This window comes from Streptomyces sp. 5-10 (genome assembly GCF_014712245.1).
GTDB lineage: Bacteria > Actinomycetota > Actinomycetes > Streptomycetales > Streptomycetaceae > Streptomyces > Streptomyces violaceusniger.
The window spans coordinates 1-11,612 of sequence record NZ_JACVYG010000111.1 but is presented as its reverse complement, the minus strand read 5'-3'; the positions used below and the strand labels follow the sequence as shown (position 1 = coordinate 11,612).

Below are 11,612 nucleotides of genomic sequence, written 5' to 3'. Positions count from 1 at the left end.
TGCGATTTCTCGGGTTGGTGTCGGTGGTGGTGAGAGTCGGTCGCGCTGGTCCAGGTGTGGGTGTTACGGGGCTGGTCAGCGGCTGTTTACGGGTGGGCAGGCCACTGTCATGAGGTGAGAGATTGATGGGTGGGATCGCTGTCGTGGGGCTTTATCGCATGGCAGCTGATGTTGTCTCAGCTTCGAGAGTTCTTATGCGGTGAGGTGGGCTCGGTCGGTGTGATCGTGGGGTGGATCAAGAGGTAAGGGCCGGTCGTGGGGCTGTGCTGCCCAGGGGGTTGGTGGTGCGTCGTCTGCTGGAGCGGCAGCAGGCGGGGGAGCTGGCCACGAGGCATGTGCGTGCGGTCGCTGAGACGGTGGGTGTTTCCGAGCGTACGGTGTGGCGCTGGTTGGAGCAGGCCAAGACGACCGGGCAGGTGGAGGCGCCGGTCCGGCAGGGGTATGCGGTGTCGGACGAGGTGTGGGCGCTGCTGGGCGAGGTTGGAGGGAATGTCGCTGAGCTGAGACGTCGGCTGGCCGCGGCTGGTGGGGCGTCGGTTCCGTCGGCGTCGACACTGCACCGGGTGATCCGCAGGGACCGCCGGGCGGGCCGGGCGTTGATGGTCGAGCGGGAGCCTGAGGTGGCCGGGCCACGCAGGCCCGATCCGCTCAGCGAGCTGGGCTTGAACGTCGTGGCCGGCCAAGGCGCTGGCGGGCAGGTTTTTCTGCGGGAGCAGAAGCATCTGGCGCAGGTCCCGGTCCTGGTGCCGGGCGCGCAGGTGGTGCACACACCTGCCGTTCGGTCGGTGCTGCGGACGGTCGCGCACGCGGCCGCGGTCGGGGCGGTGGTGTGTTTGTACGGCGACGCCGGCCAGGGCAAGACCGTCGCGCTGCAGTACGCCCTGTCCCAGCTGCCGCACCCGGCCCGGATCCGTCGGGTCCACGTCGGTGTGCATCCGACGGTTCCCGAGCTGCGCCGGGTGCTCGCGGATGCCCTTGAGCTGGGCAGGCGTCTGCCGCGCGGAGCGGGGGAGGCGGATCTGATGCTGGTGAACGCGCTACGGCAGCCTCGTGTGCTGGTCTTGGACGAGGCTCAGCGCCTTCCGGGGCCGGCGCTGGAGTTTCTGCGCGGATTGTGGGACCACCCGGACACGGACACGGCACTCGTGCTGGCGGGTGCGGGTAGTGAACGGGCGCTGCGCCGGGTGCCTGCGCTTGCCTCCCGGGTGCTGACCTGGGAGCTGGTGCCGCGCCTTGGCCCGCGCGAGGTGGCCACCGTGATGGCGGCCTTCCACCCCCTGTGGGAGGACGTCAGCGAGGACGATGTCGCGTGGGTGGACGAGCATGTGGGGCACGGCAATTTCCGGACCTGGGCGAAGATGACCTCGCACCTGACTGCTGAGTCCTATGGCAGGACACGGGCGGTAGTGGACCGCCGGATGCTGGAGCGGGCCTGCGCGCGGCTCATGGGGCCGCTGTGATCGGCGCGGCCGGGCCGACAGAGGGGGCTTCCCGCTCCGGCGTGCACGGGGAGGGCGGGGGCGTGCGGGGAGGCCTGCCTTCTTCCTCCCTGTCGGCGCTGCGCGGCCCTGCCGTGCGCAGGCTGCTCGCCCTGCGGCAGGAACAGAGGTTGACCACGCGGCATGTGCGACTGATGGCGGAGTCGTTGGAAGTGACCGAGCGCACGGTGTGGCGGTGGCTTGCCGCTGCCGAGCGTGACGAAGCCGCGGCCGCGGAGCCCGGGGCGCGGGCCCAGAGCAAAGACCGCTTCTCCGTCACCCCCGAAGTGCGCCGCCTGCTGGCCTTGTGGAAGGGCAACGTCGCGGCGGTTCATCGTGAGCTGACCGCTCGAGCGGCCAAGGGCGAGGGGGATCCACCCCCGTCGATTCCGACGCTGCACCGGGCGATCCAGCGGGATCTGACGCCGGGGGAGCGGGCCGGGCTCGCGGGAGGGGAGCGGGCGGCGCGCAAGCACGATGTGTTCCTGGCCCGGCCGCGGGGCTGGCGTAACCAGGTGTGGGAGACCGATCACGTCCAGGCGCCGGTGCTGGTCGATGTCGACGGCAGGGCCCGCAGGCCGTGGATCACCTGGTTCACCGACTGCGCCACCAACGCGATCACCGGCGTCGCGGTCACACCGGGAGACCCGTCGCGGGAGTCGGTGCTGGCCGCGCTGCGTTCCGCGGTCCTGCGCGAGGATCCTTACGGCCCGTTCGGTGGCCTGCCCGAGAAGGTACGGGTCGACCGCGGCAAGGACTTCCTGTCCCGGACGGTGACCGCCGCGTTCGATCTCCTGAACGTGACAGTGGAGGACCTGCCCGCCTACACCCCCCACCTCAAGGGCACGGTAGAGGGCCTGAACCGGGCGGTGGAGAGCATGTTCGTGGCCGCGCTGCCCGGATACGCCCGCCAGCCGCGCCCCGGCAAACGTTCCTCTCGCCCGAAGGACGAAGTGCTGCTCGGTTTCGAGGACTTCACCGCCCGGCTGCTGGCCTGGACGCTGTGGTGGAACACCGAGCATTGTCCCGCGCCCTTGCGGGGTAAGACACCGCTTCAGGCGTGGCAGGACGATCCCACCCCACTGCGGGACGTGCCCGCGACAGATCTGTGGACGTTCACCCTGGAGGACGCCGGTACCCGCACGCTGACTACCCGCGGTGTCCGCTTCAGGAGCCGCGACTACGTGGGGCCGTGGATGACCGGCCAGACCGGGATCCAGGTTCGCATCCGTTTCATGCCCCACCACGATCACCGGATCGAGGTCTACCACGCCGCCACCGGCCGCTACCTGGGTCCTGCGGACCTGGCCGACCAGGCAACCGAAGAACAACTCCGCGCCGTACGGAAAGCGCGGGCCTCCCGCACCCGCCGCCTGAAGAAGGACCTGGAGGCTTCCCAGCGCGAGCGCTACGCCGCCGTGAACCAGCCCGCCGCCCCGCAGCGGCTCGGAGCGCTGACCACCGCGCAGGCCGAGGCCGAACTCGCCCAGACCGCTGGCACCGACCTGTCCAATCTGGCTCTGCCGGACCTCATCCCGCCCGCCGCACCCCCGGCCGACTGGCGCACCCCGCCCTCACTCGCCACCCGGACCGCGCCCGGCCGACCTGCTCCCCTCCCGTCCCGATCCGTTCCCGACGGCTCGCCCGGACGAGCCGCAGACCCAGCTGAAGACGGAGACGCCTCGTGACCGCGTCCACCTACCAGTACGTCGACCTGCCGGACGCCTCCGTGGTCACCACCCGCGCTCTGCTCACCGCACGGGAGAACATCACCGACACCGTCGCTGCCCGCGCCATGATGTGCATCCACGGCGGCGCCGGCTTCGGCAAGACCCTCGCCGTCAACACCTGCCTGCACGCACTCGAACCCGGCGAGGACGTCCGCAAGATCACTTTCCGTGCCCGGCCCACGGCCCGCGCGGTGCGCTACGAGCTGTTCACCGCGGTTGATCTGGCCGGTGAACCCCCGCGCCACCCCAGCGAGTTCGACCGTCTGCTGAAAACCGCTCTGGCTGAACGCCCCCGCACCTTCCTGGTGGACGAGGCACAGTGGCTCAACGGCGAGGCGTTCGAGTACTTCCGCTACCTGTGGGACGAGCCCTCCACCCAGCTCGCAATCATCTTCGTCGGCGGCGAGGGCTGCCACACCGTGCTGCGCCGCGAACCGATGCTCTCCTCCCGCATCTTCATCTGGCAGCACTTCACCCGCCTCAACCCCGACGAGGTCCTCGAGGCCATCCCTCTGTTCCACCCGATCTGGGCCGACGCCGACCCCAAGGACATCGCCTTCGCCGACAGCCACGCCGCGCACGGCAACTTCCGCGCCTGGGCCCAGCTGACCGCCCATACCCGCACCGCCCTGGCCCGCACCGGCCGCCCCTGCGTCGACCAGGAACTGCTGCGCTGGGCCTTCAGCCGCCTTGGCTGACCACCACACCGCCATGCCGCTCACCGTGCCACCGCCGTCCGTCACTGTGGTCATCGACCCATGCGACGACGCGATTCACACCCACACCGCCCTGGCCGCCCACCATCCGCCGTCCGGCCGGATCACCCTGCACCCCGGCCCGGGCACCACCAGCGAGACCGGCCTCGCCCACGACCTTCTGGCCGCTCTGGGTAAACCGCCCCTGCTCCCGGGCCGCTTTCCCGGCGGCCGTCAGCCCGCCTGGCAAGCAGCCACCGCCTGGATGGCCGCCCTGCCCGTGACCCGGTTGACTGTCCTGCGCGCCCACCGCCTCACCGCCCGCCGCACGATGCGCCTGCTGCAGCTACAGGCCCTCACCGGTATCCACCTGACCTTGGTCTGCCACCGCCCCCACCTTCCCGCCGCTCTGCACCAGGCCCTGCGGACGGCCGACTACTCCGTTACCGCCGACTTCGAGGCTGCCCGCCGCCACTACTACGGCACGCCTGTCACCGAACCCCCGCCCGCAGACAAACCCGCCGGGCCGGCCAGCCGGTGGCTCACCCTGCCCGCACTTGACCGCCTCGTCTCCTACGACAGCCCCGGCCCCTGCGCCGACCCGTGCACGCCGCCCCTGATCGACTGGCGGCACCGCCCACCGCCCGCTCCTCTCACCGCGCACACCGCCCAGCGAGTCGCCCACCGGCTGCACGCGGCGACCGCCCATCCTCGCCTGGCCGCGGCCCTCGTCGCCGCGCTGTTCACCGGCGCCTCCCTCCAGCAACTCGCCACCGCTCGCCCTCGCGACTACGACGACGCTGCGGCCACGCTCGTCCTGCACGACCGCGCCCGCTACACCGACGGCTGCGCCGCCTACCCCGTACCACCCTGGGCCGGCGTCTTTCTGCGGGCCGCGGCCTGCTTCACCCGGCTGGTATCCGGCGAGGACCAGGAGCTGCTCGCCGCGCCAGGCGACCGTGGGCACCTGATGCGCGCGGCGGAGACGGCCAGACTGCGCCCGCCCCAGCCGCCCGCGGCCCGCCGCCAGGGCCCGGTCGGCCGTGTGGAGTGGGACTGGCGCGAGCGGCAGGAAGCCGAGCGGTACGAAGCGATGCCGGCCAGTCGCGTCAGGCCCTCGCGACGCTGAAGCACCCCCCCTGCCACGGTCGCTCGAAGAGGCAGGCTCAGCCGATCGAGAAGTCGGCGAACTCAATGTCACTGAAGGCGATGTGCAGACCGTGGGCGCGGCGGCCCCCGTCACGGAAGTAGACGTGCCCAAGCGCGCGGGCGAGGATCACCGTCTGCTGCTGCTCGCCCGCGCCGGCATCCCGGGCGGCGAACAACTCCCGGGCTACCTCTCCCGGCAGATCCTGGGTGATCCACCGCACCCGCGGATCGTCCGAGGAGCCTGCAGGAGCCGCGAACCCGAATCGCGCCCTGGTATGAAAGACGAACCCCTCCGCCTCAGCCTGCGCACGCCGACGGGCCCGTACCCGGGGCTGCCACCGGGCCAGGACCGCATCCTCGATCGCCCGAACCTGCGTCGGACCCGGGAGGCGACGCGCTCCTGGCTTCTTTGTCACCCACCGCTGCACAGTGCGCTGTGACACCCCCAGCACGGCGGCCACCCTCCGGGTGGAACCCCGAAGCGCTGTCAGCAGGAAACGCAGGCGGGCCTCGGTGCTCGAGGGAACGGGCCGGGTGCGCAACGCGCGCTCCAAACCCTGCTCGATCTGTCCCATGTCCGCCTCTCGAAGCGGCCAGCTGGCAGGGCCGGCACCTGCAGTCCGTCGCGTCAGTTCTCCCACCTCGTCTGCCTCTGCCTGCCAGTTTCTGCATTCTCCAGACAGCGCTGGCTGCCGCAGGCTACGAGCCCTTGGGTGAGCATCGGCGACAAGCTGACGGCGCGGGTCACGACGGACGTCGCCGGCATCCCGGTGTTGTCCTTCTGGTATCGAGCCCCAAGAAGGGCGAGACGGGAAAGCTCCGCCGGATGGAGACCTGGCGTGATCCTTCGACTGCGCCTTGTCCGCGACGCCGCCCGGCACGCACATGAGCCATCGATCCGTACGCGGACGAGGCCACCGCCTCGCCGTCGTCGACGAAGGGAAGAGCTGACGGCCGAGCCGGTATCCTGCCCGCCGCAGGGCTGACGCCCTGGGCTTCGCCGACGCCCACACCGCACCGGACACCCACACTGCCCGGAACACTGGTGGAAGGTCTTCCGGGATCAACGGACTGCTTGACGAACACCTTGACGATCCATCGAGCCGGGGTTGCCGTGTGGGGCGAGGACCCGGTGCCGAGAGGACCCGTCCATGACCAAACGCACTACCGAGCAGCAGCGCGCCCGCGAACTCCAGCGCACCGCACGCGAGCAGGGCACACACTTCAGCTACCACGAAGCCCTCAACTGGGTACGTGCCACCGCCGAGGCGCAGGCTGAGCATCCAGATGAGATCGTCGTCTTCGCACCGCACGCGGCCTGCATCATGATCTTTGACGCAGCCGAGGACCCCGAGTACATCCGCGACTCGATCACGCCGATTCCCGCAACCGAAGCCGAGCTCGCCAACGAGCTGCTCCAGCGGAGAAACGCTCTGATGCGCGACCACTCCAAGGCGCAGCTCGTAGCTATGATCCGCAAGAGGTGGGGTGTTCCGATCGCGGATCTCGTGCGCTCCACCAAGCAGGAGCTCGCCAATGATCTTGTGAACCGCGAGGACAGCCGCGAGCGCTACGAGGCGTACGGGCGAGTGGCGCTGATCAACGGCAGGCTGGCGCGCGACTCACGACCTCTTTGCGGGGGCGTCGGCTGCTCCGGCCACGACAGCGCGACGCCCTGGCCGGAAACCCGCGCGCGCTTCCGTGCCCAAGACCCCTGCATCGTCGCCCAGTAGCTTCCACTGGTCACTGGCCTATACGTCCCGCCGCCCTCCTCGCTCAGGGACACTGAAGGCCACCCCGGAAAGGTCGAAGCCGCCCGCACGCCCGCTGGAACTTCGGCTCCGGGGCGCTGCCCTCCGCGGCCCAGGTCTGAGGCACGGACCGGCGATCGTCACGGCGTCCAGCGCCGCGACGGGCTCGTCCGCGCCCGGCCAGAACCCTGGCGGCGGGCCAGGACCCGGAACACCTGCAGGTGGGCGTTCACCGCGTCGTCCTGAACCGGCACCGGCGCCTTCGCGGCCGAGGTGCGCGCGATCTGCCAGCCGACGCGCGACACGACCGAACCCGGACCAGGATCACGACGGCCTGGCGGCCACTCTCGTCGAGCGCCCACAGCCCCGCGGAGCGCATCTAGTCGTGACCCGGCTGCCCGACCTCTGAATCCCGGGCGCTAGGAGGACCACGTGCTGCGCGCTAGCCTCCCGGCATGGATCCTCGTGGGCCCTTCCACCTGGGCGATGGCCGTCAGCGCTATGCGGGCCCTGCCGTCGTTGTCATGCCTGACGGTCGCGAAGTCGCGGTCACCGCGTCCCTCGTTCTGCGCTACGACCCACGCCGGAGCGACAACCGGGAGTCGGACCGGGACAGCACCTGGGCCGGCAGCATCACACTGGCAGATCCGGGAAGTCGCGTTGACCTCTTCGACGCGGACCCGGGAGTGCTTCGCCTGCCCGATGGGCGTGAGAGCGAGTTCATGGCGACAAGCGGCCACACTGAAGTCGGCGTTGCAGGGCTTGGTCCAGCGCCCTTCGCTTCGCAGTGAAGTCTGTTCCCCACAGACGCGGGGGCTGCACAGCGTGCAACACCAGGGGTGCAGCAGAGTCCGCGTTGCACCTCTGACCTGCCAGAACATCGGCCGAACCATGGACACAGCACCGGGCCCCGAGCCTCTCAAGGCCCGGGGCCCGGTCACGGCGCAAGAAGGCGATCAGAGACTGTCCGGAGCGGCCTGGGGGATCGTCACCGGCCTTGCCCAGTCCATGCCCAGCTCCGCGAGGGCGGCGAGCTGGTCGGTGTCCAGCCGGTCCCTTCTCGATTTGGTGTTCGAAATCCATACGCCCAGTTTCACGGTCACCGGCTCCGCCTTGCCATCGACCGTGATCTGTTCGCTGTGCCCCCTTGGCACCGGCCGGTCGCCTTCCCGCTCTACCCACTGCGTGAGGGCCGTCAGGCCCCGCTGGAACGCCTGCTGCGCCTTGCTCGGGCCCTTCGTCGCCCGCGTTGCCGCCGGGGTGGGAGAGGGAGCCTCAGTGCCCTTGATGCCCAGCGCGGCCAGCCGCTCCCGCTGCTCGGTCGACAGCTGCGCCCAGGTGCCCGGGTCCTGCTGGCGCCACCGCCACGTGCCGATGTCGTCGCCTTCGAAGGTGACGCCCGGCGCGATGTAGGGCAGGTGGCCGTCGGTGTCGACCAGGTCGGCGAGCACCCGGTAGTGGCGCTGCCAGTTGAGCGGCCAGGGGCAGTTCCAGTCCGGGTCGATCGCGGCCAGCTGCTTCGCGCGCTCGGCCGCCCGCTTCGGGTCCTTCCCGAGACCGCCCTTACGCCGGAGGTTGGCCATGTACTGCCCGATGGGCACCAGCGCCTCGCCCTCGCCCCACACCGCGTCCTGCCGTGGCGCGAGGTGCCCGGTGGCGCGCCGGTAGGACCGGAGCGCGGCGAGCTTGTTCTCCCAGGCTTCCTCGCCCGGCTCCCAGACCATCCCGGCCTCCGGCGTGTCCAGCAACGTCTTGCGCCGCTCCTCCAGTTCACCTGCCCGCAGCGCCTTCCTCTGCTGGTGGACCCAGCGCCCCAGCGGAAAATCCTTCGTGACCCCCACTTCCACCTCGACGTCGTAGGGAACGGCGTAGAGGCCGGTGATCTCGTTCTCCTTCCGCCAACGGAGCAGGGCCTGGTAGCCCTCCAGCCACACCAGGGACTCGGGCCGGTAGACCCGGGTGCGCAGGAACGCCGCGATGGTCGCGGCGCCGCGCGGGCTGGAGAAGTGCAGCAGCGCCGCTTCGGCAGCGGCCTGCGTGTCGTCCTCCTGGTCCTCGCCGTCACCCTCGCCGCCGGCCCCGACGATCTGCCCGTCCTCGTCACGCCGGAGGTGGACCTTGCGCTTCCCGCTGGAGAGCGCCCGGGAGGCGAGCTGCTCGACGAGTCGTTCGTCATGACTGCGGAGTCCTTGGAGGACCGCTACAAGGGGGCGGAACGAGGCGGAGGCGACCATGTCCTGCGGGTCCTCGCCGGGCTCCAGGAACACCGGCACGATGATCCTGGCCACCTTGGTGGAGCCGTCCTTGTTGAGCCGGAGCGCCCGGCCGATGTTCTGCACGATCTCCACCTGCGAGCCGCGGGTGTCGGCGAAGCAGACGGCCTCGACTCCCCGCTCGCCGGTGATGTCGACGCCTTCCCCGAGCACGCGAACGCTGGCGAGGAAGGCGCGGTGGACCCGGCGCCCTGCCGCGTCGATGCCGTTGGCGAACTGCCGCAGGACCTCGCGCCGCTCGCTGACGAGGTGGTCGCCGCACAGCCACGCCGACCACACCCGGTCCGGAGGTACGTGGCGGCCAGCCTCGAGTTCGTAGAACTCCGCGTCGATCGAGGACTTCGGCAGCTTGTCCGCAGCGGCCAGGTCGTCGTCCGAGGCGTCGTTCATGTACAGCTCGGCCGCCGTCTCGGGCAGCTTCTCCGCGAACGCGGCGGCCTCCTCGACCTTCTGGTGGAACGTCATCACGGTGCGCAGATTCCACGCGGCGGCGTGCTCCAGGAGCGCGGTCTGCAGGAGCGCCAGGCGCCGGCCCCGCCGGGCCTCCTCCGACTCCCCGAGAACGGGCGAGGGGTCTCGGATCTCCAGCACGTCGATCTCAAATCCCGCAAGGATTTCGCGCTCGATCGCCTCGCTCAGGCCAAGCTCTGCGAGCCACGCGCCGTAGGTGCCCTCCGGGTCGTCGGCCATGGTCGCGAGCTCCACCTCCTGGCCGTCCGCGCCCTTCTGCGGCCGAGCCGCGGCGAGGATGCGCGGGGTGGCTGTGAGGTAGAGCCGGAAGTCCGCCGGGATGCGGGCGTTGTCGTGGATCGCCGCCCACGGACGACCAAGATCACCGGCTGTTCCGTGTGCCTCATCCACGATCGCGAGGTCGAAGCCTGCCATCTGCTGCCCGTACAGCCGCTCTGCACCCGCCAGAGCAGCCTCCAGCGGCCCACGAACCTTCCGCCGACCCGTCGGGTCCTCCGGGTCCTCGCGGTCCACCAGAGAGGCGTACGTGGCGAACACGACCACCGGCCCGGACCCCGCCCACAGGGCGAGCCGGATCGGGTTGGTGGTGGTGCGCACGCCCAGCTCGTTGAGGACCGGATCGTTCTCCAACGAGCACACCGCCACCATCGGGGCCCGGTGCCCCACCAGGCGCCACGCCTGGGCGGTCTGCACGAGCAGGTCCAGGGTCGGCACCGTCACGAGGATCCGGCCGTTCCGGAAGCATTCCAGCGCGCACGCGGCGGCCGTGATCGTCTTGCCCGATCCGGTCGCTGACACGATCGTGGCCCGGGCACCCTGCGGGGGCACAGATGACCTTGCAGGAAATCCCACCCACCTACGAAACGCCGACCGCTGGTCTACCTGGTGTTCCTTGAGCTGAATCGCTGACATTTCCTTGCCTCCCCTGAGCCTCAATTACCGTGGTCTTTCAGATAGCCGCGTGCGGAATGCAGGCCGCACCAAGGTCGTTCAAGATCGACGCATCCGCCTTGTGCCAGCCGCCGGGCCTTCCGTCCTTGAAGGGCGGCTTGTCGTCCGAGTCGTAGTGCCCGGCGTCAAGCGTCCAGACCACGACGTCACCGTCCGCGTTCCGCGTCCGGGCCGTGCACAGACCGCCGGCCTCGCCCAGCGCCTCCAGCACCCGGCGCCGCGCCGTGGTGTGCGGATGAGTACGCGGCAGCACGCTCTCCCGGACGAACCTCTCCAGCCGCACCAAGTCGGCCCGCTGACGCTGCCTCACGTCCGCAGTGCGTACGGCCTGTTCAGCGCCCCCCGCCGACCGGCCGCCACGCCGGGACCACTCCCGGTCCGCGATGCCCACCAGGGCCTCGCTCACGGCCCCCACGCCCTCATCCCACCCGTCCGCGAACAGCGCGCCCCGAGAGGCCGGCGCCATGCCACCCAGCTCCACCACCTCGCACTGCGCCCCGGCGACCGCTCCGGCCTCCAGCGCGGCCACCAGGTCGTCCGCCTCGCTCGCGGGCACGCCCTGCGCCTCCAGGAGCGCGAACACCTTCAACCGGGCGTTCAGGTCAGCCGTCTGGTACCGCGTCACCCGGCGCACAGAATCGCTGCTCAGCGCGGGATCGGGTCCGGTAGAATCGTGGTGACCGGTCATCTGCGGTCGTTCCTCTCGGAATTCCGGGGAGGCTCTCGGGTGGTTGGGGGTGTCTCGTGTTTCCGCCAACGGTACATGGTGCATCAACCTGATGCACCCACTACACTGGAACCCGACACGAACGAGCGACCCCCACTCCTCGTAGCCAGCCTGGCCCGCGTCAGCGGGCCTCAACGGTTCTGGAGGCGCAGCCGGAGGGACCGTCAGGCGGGGGAGCGTAGCGGACCCGCCTTGCCCGGACTGGAGTGAAGCGGAAGTCCGGGGCCCGGGAGCGCAGCGGACGGGCCGTCAACCGGACTGCGTAGCAGTCCGGTTGTGCGGGTGGCGCAGCCACCCGCAGCTCCCGCGGAGCGGGAGCGCAACACCCGCGCGCAGCGCGGGTGTTCGCTTGCACATCGCGCAGCGATGTGGTACCCGCTCCGCGGG

9 protein-coding genes are annotated in these 11,612 nt (G+C 70.6%); 5 read left to right on the top strand and 4 right to left on the bottom strand.

Annotation, left to right across the window (positions count from 1 at the left end):
* Window positions 1-284 precede the first annotated feature (284 nt).
* From IEJ02_RS46875 to IEJ02_RS46860, 4 genes are all read left to right on the top strand, one after another.
* Complete coding sequence (locus IEJ02_RS46875) at window positions 285-1,460, top strand: AAA family ATPase (RefSeq protein ID WP_191070364.1); 1,176 nt, start codon at window positions 285-287, stop codon at window positions 1,458-1,460.
* 113 nt (window positions 1,461-1,573) lie between these two features.
* On the top strand, window positions 1,574-3,166 hold the full coding sequence (locus IEJ02_RS46870) for a TnsB C-terminal domain-containing protein (RefSeq protein ID WP_191070366.1): 1,593 nt from the start codon (window positions 1,574-1,576) through the stop codon (window positions 3,164-3,166).
* Window positions 3,163-3,906: an AAA family ATPase gene (locus IEJ02_RS46865; protein ID WP_191070363.1), complete on the top strand. Its 744-nt coding sequence runs from the start codon at window positions 3,163-3,165 to the stop codon at window positions 3,904-3,906. Before IEJ02_RS46870 ends, IEJ02_RS46865 begins: the two co-directional genes overlap by 4 nt.
* 13 nt (window positions 3,907-3,919) lie before the next feature.
* Window positions 3,920-5,032, top strand: coding sequence for a hypothetical protein (locus IEJ02_RS46860; protein ID WP_223865574.1), 1,113 nt, complete (start codon window positions 3,920-3,922; stop codon window positions 5,030-5,032).
* Between the two features lie 37 nt (window positions 5,033-5,069).
* Here the strand turns inward: IEJ02_RS46860 and tpg are convergent, their stop codons facing one another.
* On the bottom strand, window positions 5,070-5,627 hold the full coding sequence (gene tpg / locus IEJ02_RS51520; RefSeq protein WP_191070362.1) for a telomere-protecting terminal protein Tpg: 558 nt from the start codon (window positions 5,625-5,627) through the stop codon (window positions 5,070-5,072).
* A gap of 576 nt (window positions 5,628-6,203) precedes the next feature.
* Here tpg and IEJ02_RS46850 point away from each other — a divergent pair.
* On the top strand, window positions 6,204-6,785 hold the full coding sequence (locus tag IEJ02_RS46850) for a hypothetical protein (protein ID WP_191070361.1): 582 nt from the start codon (window positions 6,204-6,206) through the stop codon (window positions 6,783-6,785).
* Between the two features lie 158 nt (window positions 6,786-6,943).
* Here IEJ02_RS46850 and IEJ02_RS46845 read toward each other — a convergent pair whose 3' ends face one another.
* The 3 genes from IEJ02_RS46845 to IEJ02_RS46835 form a co-directional block, all read right to left on the bottom strand.
* On the bottom strand, window positions 6,944-7,108 hold the full coding sequence (locus IEJ02_RS46845) for a hypothetical protein (RefSeq protein WP_191070360.1): 165 nt from the start codon (window positions 7,106-7,108) through the stop codon (window positions 6,944-6,946).
* 651 nt (window positions 7,109-7,759) lie between these two features.
* Window positions 7,760-10,459, bottom strand: a complete 2,700-nt coding sequence (locus IEJ02_RS46840) for a DEAD/DEAH box helicase (protein ID WP_191070359.1) — start codon at window positions 10,457-10,459, stop codon at window positions 7,760-7,762.
* Window positions 10,460-10,496: 37 nt separating this feature from the next.
* Window positions 10,497-11,123, bottom strand: coding sequence for a hypothetical protein (locus IEJ02_RS46835; protein ID WP_275562514.1), 627 nt, complete (start codon window positions 11,121-11,123; stop codon window positions 10,497-10,499).
* Window positions 11,124-11,612 lie beyond the last annotated feature (489 nt).

Bases quoted from the DNA above. Each gene is read 5' to 3' on its own strand.
- IEJ02_RS46860 (WP_223865574.1), top strand. From the start codon at position 3,920: ATGCCGCTCACCGTGCCACCGCCGTCCGTCACTGTGGTCATCGACCCA.
- tpg (WP_191070362.1), bottom strand. From the start codon at position 5,627: ATGGGACAGATCGAGCAGGGTTTGGAGCGCGCGTTGCGCACCCGGCCC.
- IEJ02_RS46850 (WP_191070361.1), top strand. From the start codon at position 6,204: ATGACCAAACGCACTACCGAGCAGCAGCGCGCCCGCGAACTCCAGCGC.
- IEJ02_RS46840 (WP_191070359.1), bottom strand. From the start codon at position 10,459: ATGTCAGCGATTCAGCTCAAGGAACACCAGGTAGACCAGCGGTCGGCG.